This is a genomic window from Micromonospora sp. CNZ285, assembly GCF_004637285.1.
Map to the genome: position 1 here is coordinate 499,458 of NZ_SPQD01000001.1, position 14,871 is coordinate 514,328.

Here is a 14,871-nt window from a genome sequence, read left to right on the forward strand (position 1 = left end):
CAGCCCTGCCACCACCAGGCCCGGTTGCGTGTGAAGGAGTAGCCCATGGACCCCGCCGACGTCCTCGCCGAGGACTGCGCCAAGAAAGCCGCCGACCTGACCGTCCCGGCGCTGCTGCACCGCAACGCCACCGAGCACGCCGACCGGCCCGCGCTGACCACGCTCGGCCGGGACGACACCCGCACCTGGGCGCAGCTGCGCGACGAGGTCGCCGAGCTGTCCGCCGGCCTGGCCGAGATCGGCCTGGAGACCGGGCGGCACATGCTGATCATGATGTCCAGTCGCACCGAGCACTGGCTGGTCGACCTCGCCGCGGTCCACCTGGGCGCGGTGCCGTCCACGATCTACCCGACGCTCAGCGCCGAGCAGATGCGCTACCTGGCCCGGCACAGCGCCGCCCAGGTGCTCGTGCTGGAAGGGCCGGCCGAGCTGGAGCGCTGGCGGCCGATCCTGGCCGACCTGCCCGACCTGCTCCGGGTGGTGCTGGTGGACGAGCCCGCCGAACCGGCTACCGAGGCCGTGCCGCTGTCCCGCGTGCGTACCCTCGGCCGGGCCGCGCGTGAGGCGGACCCGGACGCCTTCGAGCGGCGCTGGCGCACGATCCGGCCCGAGCAGCCGGTGACGCTGCTCTACACGTCCGGGACGACTGGTAACCCGAAGGGCGTCGTGCTCAGCCACCACAACGTGATCTACCAGGCGGTGGCGCTGGAGGCGATGGTGTCCGTCCCGGACCACGCGCCGACCGTGGCCTACCTGCCGCTCGCGCACATCGCCGAACGGTTCCTCGGCATCTACAACCCGATCTACCGCGCCGGGCACGTGACCATCTGCCGCGACGCCACGCAGCTCGTCGCGGCGCTGCGCGCTGTCGGTCCCGCCTCGTTCTTCGGGGTGCCGCGGGTCTGGGAGAAGATGGCCGCCGGCGTCCAGGCCCACCTGGCCACCGCCGAGCCCGCGGTCCGCGCCGCCGTCGCCGCCGCGAGCGCGGTGACCCTGGAGGCGTACGAGCTGCGCGCGGCCGGAGAGCCGGTGCCGGACGAGCTGGCCGCCCGGGTGGCGCAGGCCCGGGACACCGTGCTGCGGCCGTTGCAGGCCACCCTCGGCCTGCAGAACATGACCTGGCCCGGCAGCGGCGCCGCCCCGATCCCGGTGGACGTGCTGCGGTTCCTCGCCGGGCTCGGCGTCGACGTGCTGGAGGTGTGGGGTCTGACCGAGACCACCGGCACCGCCACCCTCAACACCCCCGACCGCTTCCGCACCGGCACGGTCGGTCGCCCGAACGTGGGCATGGAGGTACGCCTCGCCGACGACGGCGAGGTTCTCGTCCGGGGTCCGCTCGTGTGCTCCGGCTACCTGCGCGAGGACGGCACCGTCGAGCCGGTCGTCGACGCGGACGGCTGGCTCGCCACCGGCGACGTCGGGACGCTCGACGACGACGGCTTCCTCACCATCACCGACCGCAAGAAGGAACTCATCATCACGTCCAGCGGGAAGAACATCTCGCCGGCGCAGATCGAGAACCTGCTGCGGGCGCACCCGCTCATCGGCCAGGCGGTCGCGATCGGCGACCGGCGGCCGTACGTCACGGCGCTGATCGTGCTGGACGAGGAGGTCGCGCCGCAGTGGGCGCGCACGCACGGCGTCAGCGAGCCGCAGCTGCCCACGCTGGCCTCGGACCCGGTGCTGCTGGCCGAGATCCAGGCCGCCGTGGACGCGGCGAACGCGCGCCTCGCCCGGCCGGAGCAGGTCAAGACGTTCCAGGTGCTGCCGTCGGCGTGGACGCCGGAGTCGGGCGAGCTGACCCCGACGCTGAAGCTACGGCGCCGGGTCATCGTCGACCGGTACGGCGACCGGATCGACACCCTCTACCGGCCGGGCGACGCGGTGGCGGAGCCCGTCACGGAGTAGCGCCGGGTCGATGCCGGGCGGGGGTGGCGGCGCGCCGAGGTCGGCGGGCCGGTACCCCCGCGGGTAGCCGGGATAGGTGCGGTTGCGCGGCGCGCGGGTCAGCCGGCTCACGGTCCGCGCGGGCAGCAGCCGCACCACGGCGGCCCGGGCACGCAGCGCGCCGCCGACCAGCGCGGTCAGCGGTCGCGGCGCGGCCGGCAGCCCGAAGGCGGTGCGCATCTCGGGCGATAGCAGCGCGCGCACCGCGAGCCGCGCGGCCGGGCGCAGCGGCGCCGGGTACCAGGACGCGAACAGGTCCAGCGTGTACGCCGCGACCCGCTCGTTGCTCGGCGTACGGCGGAACGTCTCCCGCTCGTACGCGTCCTTGAACGCTCGGAACGCGTCGAAGTCCGCCGGGACGTCGCGGATGCCCATGCGCGCGCCGACCGCGCGGTAGTAGTGGAACGCGGCCAGCCGCTCGTGCTCGTGCAGTGGGCGCCAGCCGTACCGGTCCAGCCAGTCGATCGGCTCGTAGACGAACGTGGACAACACGTACCGCATGTCGTCGTTCGAGATCGCGAACCGGCCGTGCGCCCGGTTGACCACCCGCAGCGCCTCCCGGCCGCGCGGTGAGTCGTAGCCGTGCTCCAGCATCTCGGCCATCAGCAGCGCGGTGTCGTCGTAGCGCTGCTGCGCCCGCAGCCGGAACTCGCCGGTCGCGTCGAGCAGCGCGGAGATGCTCGGCACGCAGTACGTCCGCAGCAGCGCCAGCTCCAGCGCCCGCTGGTAGTCGAAGGGGAACTCGTACCCGGCGGAGAGCCGGTAGATCTCGTGGTGGTCGCGGACCGGATCGAGCGTCTCGATCCGGCGCAACCAGCGGTACCGCCCCTCACGAGCCATCGCCACCACCCCCACCGTCCACCCTTGCCGATGCAGTCAAGCTCCTCTATGTTAATAGAAAATCACATCCCCGGATAACTCGAAACCTGCTTGTGCGCACCTCACGGGCCGGTGTTCAGGGCGATGTCCGGTCGAAACCGGGAAGTGGTGCTAATGGAGAATCTCAGTAGACGAAGCGTCCTGACGCTCGGCGCCGCGCTGGGACTGGTAGCGGTGGCGGACGCCCCGAAGGCGTGGGCGTGGTCGTCGTCCGGCTCGATCGCCGGGACCGACACGGTCACCGACCCGTGGGACGTCTGGGACGACGACACCGACCCGCTCGTCGCCTCGCTGCTGGACGCCGGTCAGATCCCGGCGGTGAACACCGCGTTCGCGTCCTGGATCCGCAACGGCGACGCGCTGCCGGCCGGCCTGCCCCCGGCGCTCACCACCTACCTGCGGCGCGTCAACACGCTGCCGTCCTGGGCCGACCAGGCCAAGCTGGAGCGCGCCGCCCAGTTCAACAAGCGCATGAGCATGTACCTGTTCCTGCTCTACGGCCTGGGCAGCGGGATCATGAGCACGGTGATCCCGCGCGAGGCCCGCAACGTCTACTGGTCCGAGGGCGGCGCGGACATGAAGTCGCGCGCCGCGAAGACCTTCACCTACGGCTACGACCTGAGCGCCCCCGACGCGTTCAAGGCCACCGGCAGCTTCGTGGTCACCTCGCACAAGACGCGGCTCACCCACGCGGCCGTACGGCACCTGCTGCCGCAGTCCGCGCCGTGGCGCGGCGTCACCGACCACCCGATCCCGATCAGCAACGGCGACATCCTCATCACCTTCCACAGCCTCGGCACGTACGTGCACCGCAAGCTGCTCGACTGGCGTCGCTGGGGGCTGCGGATGTCGGCCGCGGAGGAGGAGGCCTACCTGCACATGTGGCAGGTCGCGCTGCACCTGCTCGGGGTCCGCCACGAGTTCATCCCGAACAGCTGGGCCGCCGCCGAGGAGCAGTCCCGGTACGCGCTGTCCCCGCTCCTCGCGCCGACGCCCGAGGGCATCGACCTGGCCGACATCCTGCTGAACCTGACGTCCTCGGTGGACCTGGGCGTCACCCGGGGGTTCCAGCGGGAGTTCGCCCGCTACGTGCTCACCGACCGGATCGGCGACTGGCTGCGGCTGCCCCGCGACTACATCTCCCGGGGCGTGATCGAGGCCGGCTGGCCGACGTACGTGATGTTCCGCGAAGGGCTCTCGCCGCTCATGCCGGAGACGTTCGGCCTGTTCGACAGGTTCATCCGCGGGCTGGCGATGCTGTTCCTCAACAACGGCTCGTCCGCGTCGCACACCCCGATCACGATCCCGGTCATGAACCGGCCGGGCACCTGAGGCGCGTGCGGCTTCACAGCGTCAGGGCGCCGGTGACCAGCGCGGTCACCGCGTCCCGGTGGCCGGGCGAGTCCTGCCAGCGCAGGGCCCGCCCGGCCTCCACCGCCACGCCGAAGCCGGCGTGCACGAGCAGCCGGGCCTGCCGCCGGTCCAGGTCCGGCCGGACCGCCCGCAACTGCTGCTCCCAGACCGCGATGTGCTCCCGCTGGGCGAGGATGAGCGGACGCCGGACGTCGTCCGGAAGCCCGGCCACCTCGGCCTCGGCGACGCTGTTGAGGGTGTTGTGCTCGAAGCAGTAGGCCACGTACGCCGCCGCCAGCGCGACCACCGCCTGACGAGGATCGGCCGCCCGCTGGAGGCTGCGGTCCACGGCCTGGGCGAGCAGTTCCGCCGCCTGGAGGCAGGCGGCCACGAGGATGTCCACCTTGCCGGGATAGTGGCGGTAGATCGCGGACGGCGCGAGCCCCACCGCCTGGGCGATCTGCGCGTTGGTGACGGTGGCGAACCCGTCCCGGGCGAACAGCGGCACGGCCGCGGCCAGGATCTCCGCGCGCCGGGTCCGGGGCACCGGCTGGGCGGGTAGCTCGACCAGCCGCGCCGTCCCGGCGGCGGTCGTCGGGTCGGTGGCCACCACCCGCATCGCGGACCGGAGCACCAGATCCTCGATCCGGCGCTGGGCGATCGAGGTGTGGTGCATGGTCACCGAGCCGATCACCCCGAGCGCGGCCACCGCCCGCAGGCGCTCGTCGGGCAGCGGGTACTCCCGCCGTACCATCTCGGTGACCCGGCCCACGACGTGGCCGAACTTCGCGCGGAGCAGGTGGCGGTCCGCGCGCCCGAGGTAGCGGGCCTCCCACCGGTAGATGCCGCCGGAGGCGCGGTGCGCGACGGTGACCCGGGTGAGGGCCAGCAGCACGTCGGCCAGCGCCGCGTCGGGCGGCCACTCGTCGACGACCCCGACCAGGTTGTCCACCATGACGTTGGCGCACTCGGCGAACAACGCGTACTTGTTCGGGAAGTGCCGGTACAGCGCCGGCGCGCTGATGCCGACCGCCGCGGCGATCTCCTCCATGGACGCGCCGTGGTAGCCGCGCTCGCTGAACACCTGCCCGGCCGACTCCACGATGACCTGCCTGCGGTTGCGTGGCCGGGTGGCCGCGGCCGGCCCGGTGGTCACCGGACCGTCCGGGCGGACGCGGACGGGCACAGGACCATAGGTGTCAGTCAACCACAGCGGTTCACGCCGCCCGCGCCCTCGCGATGACGCCGCTCAGGCGTGCAGCACGGCGAGCGCGAGCCGGGCGGTCCAGGTGTCGTAGCCCGCGGTGCGGTCGAAGCGGCCGAGCCGTCCGACGTCGGTGACCACGTTCAGCGCGGCGTGCACGAGGACGCGGGCGTCGCCGGCCGGCAGGTCCGGCCGTACCGCCCGGACCAGGCCCACCCACTCCTCGACGTGCAGGCGTTGCGCGCCGCGCAACTCGTGGCGGTCCCGGTCCGGCAGGTTGTTGTTCTCCGCCAGGTACACCGCGACCAGGTCGCTCTGGCCGAACGCGAAGTCGACGTAGGCCCGCACCACCCGGTGCAGCGCGTCGGCCGGGTCGCTCGCCTCGGCGATCGCCGCGGTGGTGGCACCGGTCAGCCGGTCGGTGGCCCGGTAGTAGGCGGCCGCGAGCAGGTCGGCCTTGCCGGGGAAGTAGCGGTACACGCTGGACGCCTGCATGCCCGCGGCACGGCCGATGTCCTCGACCGCGACGGCGTGGTAGCCGTGCCTGTGGAACAGCCGCATCGCCTCGATCAGCAGCAGCTCGCGGCGCGACGCCGGGCGCACCGGCCCGGTGGCGGGCGTGTCCCGCGGCGCGGGATCGCGCCGGGGCGGCACCGTGGGCGCGTCGGTCCGCAGCAGCGTCCAGGCGACGCGGGTGAGCAGGTGCTCGGTGTCGGCGCCGGCGGTCCGGTACGTGGTCACGCTGCCGAACGCGCTCAGCGCCGCGTTCACCAGCAGGTCCGCCTGCGCGGCGGTCAGATCGGGGCGCAACTCGCGCAGCGGCGCGGCGACGCGGCCGACCAGCGTGGCCATCGAGACGGCGAACTCCTGCCGGTGCTCGGGCGTCAGGTAGCGGCCCTCCCACTGGTACAGCCCGGCCACCCGCCGCCTGCTCACCGCGACCTCGGCGAGCGCGCGCAGCAGTTCGTCGAGCAGCCCGTCCGCGCTGCTCGCCGCCGGCTGCTCGGTCGCGGCGAGCAGGGCGCCGACGACCTCCCGGGTGGCGTGCACGAGGATCGCGTACTTGTTCGGGAAGTGCCGGTAGACGGCCGGCCCGCTGATGCCGACGGCGGCGGCGATCTCGTCCACCGAGACGCCGTGGTAGCCCCGCTCGCAAAACAACTCGGCGCCGGCGAGCGCGATCCGGGCCTTGCGGTCCTTTGGTCGTCTGACCGGTGCCGGGGCGGTGTCGCCTGCTGCTCGTCGCACCCGTACACGTTAGCGCTCCCTCGCGTGCCCCAGGTGACACCCCTCGGCGGTTCTCGTCGCCCAGGTTCGGAGCCGGACAGCGCCTGACGCTTCTTGACAAGCGGCGGCAGGCTCAAGAAAAGTTAGGCGAAATTCGCATGCGGTGAGCGATGAGGAGCTTGGCATGACGACCGATGCGTTCATCTACGACGCGTTGCGCACGCCGCGCGGGCGGGGCAAGCCGACCGGATCGCTGTACGGGGTGAAGCCGGTTTCGCTGATCACCGGCCTGATCGAGGAGACCCTGCGGCGGATGCCCGGCCTCGATCCGGCGCTGATCGACGACATCGTGCTCGGGGTGGTGTCCCCGCTCGGCGACCAGGGCGCCGACATCGCCCGGACCGCCGCCGTCGCCGCCGGCCTGCCCGACACGGTGGCCGGCGTACAGCTCAACCGCTTCTGCGCCTCCGGCCTGGAGGCGGTGAACATCGCCGCGCAGAAGGTGCGCTCCGGCTGGGAGGATCTCGTCCTCGCCGGTGGCGTCGAGTCGATGTCGAGGGTGCCGATGGGCTCCGACGGCGGGGCGTGGGCGCTCGACCCGGAGGTCAACTTCACCACCGGGTTCGTGCCGCAGGGCATCAGCGCCGACCTCATCGCCACCATCGCCGGCTTCGACCGGGAGACGGTCGACGCATACGCGCTCCAGTCGCAGGCGCGGGCCGCGAAGGCGTGGGCCAACGGCTACTTCGCCCGGTCAGTGGTGCCGGTCCGCGACCGCAACGGGCTCACCGTGCTGGACCGGGACGAGCACATCCGGGCCGACTCGACGGCGGAGAGCCTCGGCGCGCTGCGCCCCTCGTTCGCCGAGATCGGCGAGAAGGCGGGCTTCGACGCGGTCGCGTTGCAGAAGTACCACTGGGTCGAGCGCATCGAGCACGTCCACACGGCGGGCAACTCCTCCGGCATCGTCGACGGCGCCGCGCTCGTCACGATCGGCAGCGAGGCGGCAGGCGCCGCCGCCGGTCTCACCCCGCGCGCCCGCGTCGTGGCCACCGCGCTCAGCGGCGCCGACCCCACCATCATGCTGACCGGCCCGGCACCGGCCGCCCGCAAGGCGCTTGCGAAGGCCGGTCTCGGCGTCGACGACCTCGACCTGGTCGAGATCAACGAGGCGTTCGCCGCGGTGGTCCTGCGGTTCGTCGCCGACCTCGGCCTGAACCCGGACATCGTCAACGCCAACGGCGGGGCGATCGCGATGGGCCACCCGCTCGGCGCGACCGGCGCCATGATCCTCGGCACGCTCGTCGACGAACTGGAACGACGCGGCGGCCGCTACGGCCTGGCCACGCTCTGCGCGGGCGGCGGCATGGGCATCGCGACCGTGATCGAACGAATCTGAGGAGCACGAATGGCAAACACCATCCGGTGGGAGCACGGCGACGACGGCATCGTGCTGCTCACCCTCGACCACCCCGGCCGCTCGGCGAACGTGATGAACGCGGAGTTCGGCGAGAGCCTGGCGGCCACCGTGGACCGGCTCGAAGCCGAGCGTGACCGGATCACCGGCGTGATCGTCACCTCGGCCAAGAAGACGTTCTTCGCCGGCGGCGACCTGGAGACCCTGGTGCGGCTCACGCCCGCCGACGCCGAGGCGTCAGCGGCCGACGCGGCCGCGCTCAAGCAGGCCGTACGCCGGCTGGAGACGCTCGGCCGCCCGGTCGTCGCCGCCGTCAACGGATCGGCCCTCGGTGGCGGGCTGGAGCTGGCCCTGGGCTGCCACCACCGCATCGTGCTCGACGACCCGGGCATCGAGATCGGCTTTCCCGAGGTCACGCTCGGCCTGCTGCCCGGCTGCGGCGGCGTGGTGCGTACCGTCCGGCTGCTCGGCGTCACCGCCGCGCTGACCGACTGGCTGCTGCGCGGCCAGCGCCGCCGGCCGCAGGACGCGCTCGCGCACGGGCTGGTCGACGAACTCGCCGCCGACCGGGACGCCCTGATGGCCGCCGCCCGCGACTGGATCGCCGCCCACCCGGACGCGACCCAGCCGTACGACCGCAAGGGCTACCGGATGCCCGGCGGCACCCCGTCCAGCCCCGGGCTCGCGATGCAGTTGCCGGCCATGCCCGCGCTGCTGCGCAAGCAGCTCAAGGGCGCGCCCTACCCGGCGCCCCGCAACATCCTCGCCGCCGCCGTCGAAGGTGCCCAGGTGGACCTGGACACCGCGTTCGTCATCGAGGGGCGGTACTTCACCGAGTTGGCCACCGGCCAGGTCGCCAAGAACATGATCAAGGCGCTCTTCTTCGACCTCCAGACCGCCCGGTCCCGCACCGCCGGAGGCGACCACGAGCCGGTACGCAGCGTCGCCGTCGTCGGCGCGGGCATGATGGGAGCCGCCATCGCGTACGTCTGCGCCCGCGCCGGGATGCGGGTGGTGCTCAAGGACGTCACCGCCGAGGGTGCGGCGCGCGGCAAGGCGTACTCGGCGGGCCTGCTCGACAAGGCGGTCGCCCGGGGCCGGTCCACGCCGGAGAAGCGGGACGAGATCCTGGGCCGCATCCACGCCACCGGCGACCTCGCCGATCTGGCCGGCGTCGACCTCGCGATCGAGGCGGTCTTCGAGGATCCGGCGCTCAAGCACAAGGTGTACGCCGAGATCGAGCAGGTGGCGCCGGACGCGCTCATCGCCTCCAACACCTCCACGCTGCCCATCACGCTGCTCGCCGAGGGCGTCAGCCGGCCGGAGGAGTTCGTCGGACTGCACTTCTTCTCCCCGGTGGACAAGATGCCGCTGGTCGAGGTGATCCGCGGGGAGCGGACCGACGAGGCCACGCTGGGCCGCGCGCTGGGCGTCGTCCGGCAGTTGCGCAAGACGCCGATCGTGGTCAACGACAGCCGGGGCTTCTTCACCAGCCGGGTGATCGGGACGTTCACAAACGAGGGCGTGGCGATGCTCGCCGAGGGCATCCCGGCGGCGACCATCGAGCAGGCGAGCAGCCAGGCCGGGTATCCCGCGCCGGTCCTCGCGCTGATGGACGAGCTGACCCTGACCCTGCCCCGGAAGATCCGGCAGGAGACGGCCGCGGCCACTGTGGCCGCCGGAGGCACCTGGACGCCGCACGCGGCCGACGCGGTGATCGACCGGATGATCGACGAGTGCGGCCGGACCGGACGCTCCGGCGGCGCTGGCTTCTACGACTACCGTGACGGGAAGCGGGCCGGGCTCTGGCCGGGGCTGCGGGAGCAGTTCGGCGGCACGAACCTGGACACGCCCTTCGAGGACCTCAAGGAGCGGATGCTCTTCATCGAGGCGATCGAGTCGGTGCGGTGCCTGGACTCCGGCGTGCTGACCTCGGTGGCCGACGCCAACGTCGGCTCGATCCTGGGCATCGGCTACCCGAGCTGGACCGGCGGCGTCCTGCAGTACGTCAACCAGTACGACGGCGGGCTGCCGGGCTTCGTGGCCCGTGCCCGGGTGCTGGCCGAGTGCTACGGCGAGCGGTTCGACCCGCCGCCGCTGCTGGTCGCCATGGCCGAGCGGGGCGAGCGGTTCGAGTAGCGGCGGTCAGAGCGCGGCGGCGAGTCGCTGGGCGTTCATGTACGCGATGGCCTCCACGGAGATCATCGGGTTGACGCCCAGCGACCCCGGGAAGGTCGACGCGTCGGCGAGGACCAGGTTCGGGACCTCCCACGTCGCGCCGTCCGGCCGGGCCACCGACGTCGCCGCGCTGCCGCCCATCCGGGCCGCGCCCATGATGTGCAGGGCGGCCATGGCGACCTGCCCGGGCGCGGTCCCCAGCGTCTCGACGTGCCGGACGAACTCGTCGATGGAACCCGTGCCGCGTTCCCAGACCGGGCCGCGCTGGTGTCCGGACCAGAGCCGCAGCGCTCCGGCCGCCTCGACGATCCGGGCCGCGCCGGCGATCCCTGCTCGCAGATGGGCCGCGTCGTAGGGGGACAGGCGGCAGTGCACCACCGGCTCGCCGTCGCGGCCGACCCGCACCTCACCGCTGTCGCGGTCGCGGGTGATCACGCCGACCCCGCCGAGGTGCGGCAGCGCGCGCATCCGGTCCAGATGTGCCCGTCCGCCTGTCCAGCTCATGAACGACACAGCGGTGGCCGGGTTGGTGGCGGCGGTCTCGTAGATGACGCCGTAGCCGCGGCCGTCGAGGTCGGCGTGTTCGGTGGAGTACCGGGTCTGCATCCCGCCCTCCCACGGCCGGACCTCCTCGGCGAACACGCCCCACACGCCGGTCGCCGGATGCAGGTGCAGGTGCCGGCCGATGTTGGGGTTGGTGAGCCCGGAGCGGCGGAGCAGTGCGGGTGTCTGCACGCTGCCGGCCGCGACCACCACGGCGCGGGCGCGTACGGCGACCGGGTGGCCGTCCGCGGTGTGGCCGGTCACGCCCGTCGCCCGGCCCGCTTCGACGGTGACGGTCCGCACGTCGACGCCGACGACGAGCCGCGTACCGGCGCGCTCCGCGTCGGCCAGCCAGGTCTTCGTCGCGGACCGTTTGGCGCCGATCCGGCAGCCCAGGCCGCAGCGCCCGCACTCGACACCGGTGTCGCAGCCGTCGACGTTGCGGGGCATCTCGTCGACGTGCCAGCCCAGGCGGTTCAGTCCGCGCTCCATCAGCGCGTCCCGGGAGGAGATCCGGCCGTGCTCGCGGTTGACGCCGAGCCTCGACCACACCGCGTCGAGGCAGCTGTCGTACTCGTCGGTGGCGAACTGCGGCACGCCGAGCGCGGCCCACTCCTCGCGTACCCGGGCCGGGGTGGGGAACGACGTGGTGTAGTTCACCACTGTGCCGCCGCCGAGGCACTGCCCCTGGAGGAGGCTGAGCTGGCCCTCGGCGGTGGCGGCGGGGCCCGGGGCGTAGAGCCGGGACAGTCCGGACAGCTCCCCGCCGTCGAAGTCCCGGTCGTCGTAGTAGCCGCCCTTCTCGACGACGACCACGTCCAGGCCGTGCCCGGCGAGGACCGCGGCGGCAGTGCCGCCGCCGGCGCCGGATCCGACGACGACGACGTCGCAGTCCAGTGTGGCCGGCGCGGACGGGCGGACCGGGGTCAGCGGCGGCGCGGGCGCGTCGGCCCGGACCCCGAGCGGTCCGGGATAGCCGATGGCGTCCCACACGGGCGAGTGCCCGGCCGGCCCCGGCGTCAGGTAGTAGGAGAGGGTGGCGGCGCCCTTGAGTGCCTGGAACAGCGCCCGTTTGGCGGTGACCCGCGAGTGGGCCAGCGCGAGCAGCGTCTTCTCCCGGCGCTCCTGCGACTGCCGGGAGAACGGCTGCGCGCAACCGCCGAGGACGAACTGGGTGGCGGGGGAGTCCCACCGGTCCAGCAGCCGCAGGAACTGCCGGACCTCGGCGGCGCGCGGATTGTGCAGGACGAGTGCGGCCATCACCTCGGTCGCGCCGAGCCGGCTGGCAGACGGGATCCCGGCGCCGTCACCCGGCGCGAACGTGTCGCAGATGCTCGCCAGGGCGGCGCGCTGGCGGTCGGACAGGTGCACGGTGCCTCCGATCGACCGAGGGGCCGGGTGGGTCAGGACATCTGCTCGGACAGGCCGTACGTCTTGGCGATGATCTCGCGCTGGATCTCGCTGGCGCCGCCGTACACGGTGGACACGATCGCCGAGCGGACCAGGCGCTCCATGTCGAACTCGGTGGTGTAGCCGTACCCGCCCATCATCTGCATCGCGTCCAGCGCGACGCGCCGGGCGGTCTCGGTGGCCTTGAGCTTCGCCATCGAACTCTCCCGGGGCAGCACCGTGTCCGGCGCCCTGTCGACCGTCGCGGCGGTGTCGTAGACGAGCAGCCGGGCGCACTCGATCTCGGTGGCCAGGTCGGCCAGGCGGTGCCGGATCACCTGGAACGACCCGATCGGCCGGCGGAACTGGCGGCGGTCCTTCACGTACGCCACCACGTCGTCGAACGCGCGCCGGGCGATGCCGAGCACCACGCTGGCGAGGATCAGGCGTTCCATGTTGAGCCCGGCCATCAGCTGCCGCCAGCCGTGGTCGACCCGGCCGACCACCGCGTCGACGGGCAGCAGGCAGTCGGTGAAGTAGAGGTCGTTCACCTCGCGGCCGCCCATGGTGTCGATGCCGGAGACGGTCAGGCCGGGCGCGCCGGCCGGGACCAGGAACATGGTCAGGCCCTGGTGGTCGCCGGCCCGGCCCGAGGTGCGCGCGACGAGCAGGATGTGCTCGGCCAGGTGGGCGTTGGAGCACCACGTCTTCTGCCCGTTGACCACCCACCCGTCGCCGCGCCGCTCGGCGCGGCAGCTCAGGTTCGCCACGTCGGAGCCGGCCTCGGGCTCGGACATCGCGACCGCCTCGACCACGCCGCGGGCCACGCCGCTGAGGATCAGCTTCTTCTGCTCCGGCGTGCCGAACCGCTGGTAGGTGGCGGCGACGATGATCGAGGTGGTGAAGCCGCCGATGGGCGCCATCGCCCGGCTGGTCTCCTCCAGGAACAGGCACAGCTCGGTCATGCCGGCGCCGCCGCCGTCGAACTCCTCCGGCAGCGACAGGCCCAGCCAGCCGAGGTCGGCCATCTTCCGGTACAGCTCCGGGCTGTGCGGTTCCCGCCCGCCGTCGGTGAGACGGTGCCGTTGCTCGCGGGTGCCGACCTCGCGGCGGCAGAAGTCCCGCACCGCCTCGACAAGTGACAGTTGCTCGTCGCTCCACTCCACCGCGGTACCTCCAGCGCATCGTGAGGGATTGACAGCAAGGCTAAACTATCGAATATCAAATGTCAGGAGGCCGCCGATGACGTCCCTCGTTGAGCACCCCCGCCGGCTGCGCGTCGTCGACCCGGTGACAGGTGAGCACCGCGCCGACTACGACATCGCCGACGACGACGCCGTGCGCGCCGCCGTGACGCGGGCCCGCGAGGCGGCCGGCTGGTGGGCCGGTCTGGACGCCAGGCAGCGCCGCCGCCACCTGCTGGCGTACAAGGCGGCGGTCGCGGGTGGCATCGAGGAACTGGCCGGCATCGTCCGGAGCGAGACCGGCAAGAGCCTCGCCGGGGCCCAGCTCGAGGTGATGCTCGCGGTCGAGCACCTGGACTGGGCGGCCCGGCACGCCGCACGGGTGCTCAGGCGACGGTCGGTCCCCTCCGGCATGCTCGCGTTCAACCAGGCCGCCTCGGTCGAGTACGTGCCGTACGGCGTGGTCGGCGTGATCGGGCCGTGGAACTACCCCGTCTACACGCCGATGGGTGCGGTGTCGCACGCGCTCGCCGCCGGCAACGCGGTGGTGTTCAAGCCCAGCGAGTTCACCCCGGGCGTCGGGGTGTGGCTGGCCGAGCGCTGGCACGAGCTGCTTCCCGAGCACCCGGTCCTCCAGGTGGTCACCGGCGACGGCACGACCGGCGCCGCGCTGTGCCGCGCCTCGGTCGACAAGATCGCGTTCACCGGGTCGGCAGCGACCGGGCGCGCCGTCATGGCCGCCTGCGCCGAGAGCCTGACGCCGGTGGTGATCGAGGGCGGCGGCAAGGACGCGCTGATCGTCACCGCCGACGCCGACCTCGACGCGGCAGCGCAGGCGGCGGTCTTCGGCGGACTGGGCAACGCCGGGCAGACGTGTGCCGGCGTCGAGCGCGTCTACGTCGAACGGTCCGTCTACGAGCCGTTCCTGGCCACGCTCACCGAGCTGGCGCGGCAGGTGCGGCCGGGTGCCGAGCCGGACGCGGCGTACGGGCCGATGACCACGCCCACCCAGCCCGAGGTCGTGCGGCGCCACGTCACCGACGCGCTCGACCGGGGCGGCCGGGCGGTGGTCGGTGACGCCGCTTCGGTGCGGCCCCCGTTCGTGGAGCCGGTCGTGCTGACCGACGTGCCCGAGGACAGCACCGCCGTCACCGAGGAGACGTTCGGCCCGGTGCTCGTGGTCAACCCGGTGGCCGACGCGGACGAGGCGGTACGCCGCACGAACGCAACCAGCTACGGGCTCTCCGGCTCGATCTTCACCCGGGACCGCCGTCGTGGCCTGGCGCTCGCCGGGCGGCTGCGGGCCGGCGCGGTGTCGGTCAACTCGGTGCTGGGGTACGCGGGCGTGCCGTCACTGCCCTTCGGCGGTGTGGGCGACTCGGGGTTCGGCCGGGTCCACGGCGCGGACGGCCTGCGCGAGTTCAGCCGGGCGCGATCGGTGACGTGGCAGCGGTTCCGGCCGCTGATCGAGGTGATGACGCTCCAGCCGTCCGCCTCCGCCATGAAGCGCTCGCTGGCGATGTTCGCGTGGCGTCATGGCCGCCGGTGAC

10 protein-coding genes are annotated in these 14,871 nt (G+C 73.0%); 5 read left to right on the top strand and 5 right to left on the bottom strand.

From position 1 onward, the window contains the following. Window positions 1-45: 45 nt before the first annotated feature. A complete protein-coding gene (locus CLT75_RS02320) occupies window positions 46-1,908 on the top strand; it encodes an AMP-dependent synthetase/ligase (RefSeq protein ID WP_135239265.1) in 1,863 nt (620 codons plus the stop codon). Here CLT75_RS02320 and CLT75_RS02325 read toward each other — a convergent pair. Next, window positions 1,816-2,787, bottom strand: a complete 972-nt coding sequence (locus tag CLT75_RS02325; RefSeq protein WP_135239266.1) for an oxygenase MpaB family protein — start codon at window positions 2,785-2,787, stop codon at window positions 1,816-1,818. The two genes, CLT75_RS02320 and CLT75_RS02325, sit on opposite strands and share 93 nt — an antisense overlap. A gap of 153 nt (window positions 2,788-2,940) precedes the next feature. Between CLT75_RS02325 and CLT75_RS02330 the strand changes: the two genes are divergently transcribed. Further along, window positions 2,941-4,158: an oxygenase MpaB family protein gene (locus CLT75_RS02330; protein ID WP_135239267.1), complete on the top strand. Its 1,218-nt coding sequence runs from the start codon at window positions 2,941-2,943 to the stop codon at window positions 4,156-4,158. Window positions 4,159-4,171: 13 nt separating this feature from the next. Here the strand turns inward: CLT75_RS02330 and CLT75_RS02335 are convergent, their stop codons facing one another. Together CLT75_RS02335 and CLT75_RS02340 are read right to left on the bottom strand one after the other, a co-directional pair. Beyond that, window positions 4,172-5,335: a TetR/AcrR family transcriptional regulator gene (locus tag CLT75_RS02335; protein ID WP_199733106.1), complete on the bottom strand. Its 1,164-nt coding sequence runs from the start codon at window positions 5,333-5,335 to the stop codon at window positions 4,172-4,174. Between the two features lie 93 nt (window positions 5,336-5,428). Continuing rightward, window positions 5,429-6,631: a TetR/AcrR family transcriptional regulator gene (locus tag CLT75_RS02340; RefSeq protein ID WP_135239269.1), complete on the bottom strand. Its 1,203-nt coding sequence runs from the start codon at window positions 6,629-6,631 to the stop codon at window positions 5,429-5,431. 163 nt (window positions 6,632-6,794) lie between these two features. Here CLT75_RS02340 and CLT75_RS02345 point away from each other — a divergent pair, with 163 nt between their 5' ends. Further along, a complete protein-coding gene (locus CLT75_RS02345; RefSeq protein WP_135239270.1) occupies window positions 6,795-8,009 on the top strand; it encodes an acetyl-CoA C-acetyltransferase in 1,215 nt (404 codons plus the stop codon). A gap of 9 nt (window positions 8,010-8,018) precedes the next feature. Then, on the top strand, window positions 8,019-10,166 hold the full coding sequence (locus CLT75_RS02350; RefSeq protein WP_135239271.1) for a 3-hydroxyacyl-CoA dehydrogenase NAD-binding domain-containing protein: 2,148 nt from the start codon (window positions 8,019-8,021) through the stop codon (window positions 10,164-10,166). Between the two features lie 6 nt (window positions 10,167-10,172). On the opposite strand, the gene CLT75_RS02355 is transcribed toward CLT75_RS02350, so the two are convergent. Beyond that, window positions 10,173-12,119 carry a GMC family oxidoreductase N-terminal domain-containing protein gene (locus CLT75_RS02355; protein WP_135239272.1) on the bottom strand — a complete coding sequence of 649 codons (1,947 nt, stop codon included), beginning with the start codon at window positions 12,117-12,119 and terminating at the stop codon, window positions 10,173-10,175. Window positions 12,120-12,151: 32 nt separating this feature from the next. Continuing rightward, window positions 12,152-13,303 carry an acyl-CoA dehydrogenase family protein gene (locus tag CLT75_RS02360; RefSeq protein ID WP_135239273.1) on the bottom strand — a complete coding sequence of 384 codons (1,152 nt, stop codon included), beginning with the start codon at window positions 13,301-13,303 and terminating at the stop codon, window positions 12,152-12,154. 76 nt (window positions 13,304-13,379) lie between these two features. On the opposite strand from CLT75_RS02360, the gene CLT75_RS02365 reads away from it, so the two are divergent. Then, window positions 13,380-14,870: an aldehyde dehydrogenase family protein gene (locus CLT75_RS02365; RefSeq protein ID WP_135239274.1), complete on the top strand. Its 1,491-nt coding sequence runs from the start codon at window positions 13,380-13,382 to the stop codon at window positions 14,868-14,870. Window position 14,871: the final 1 nt, after the last annotated feature.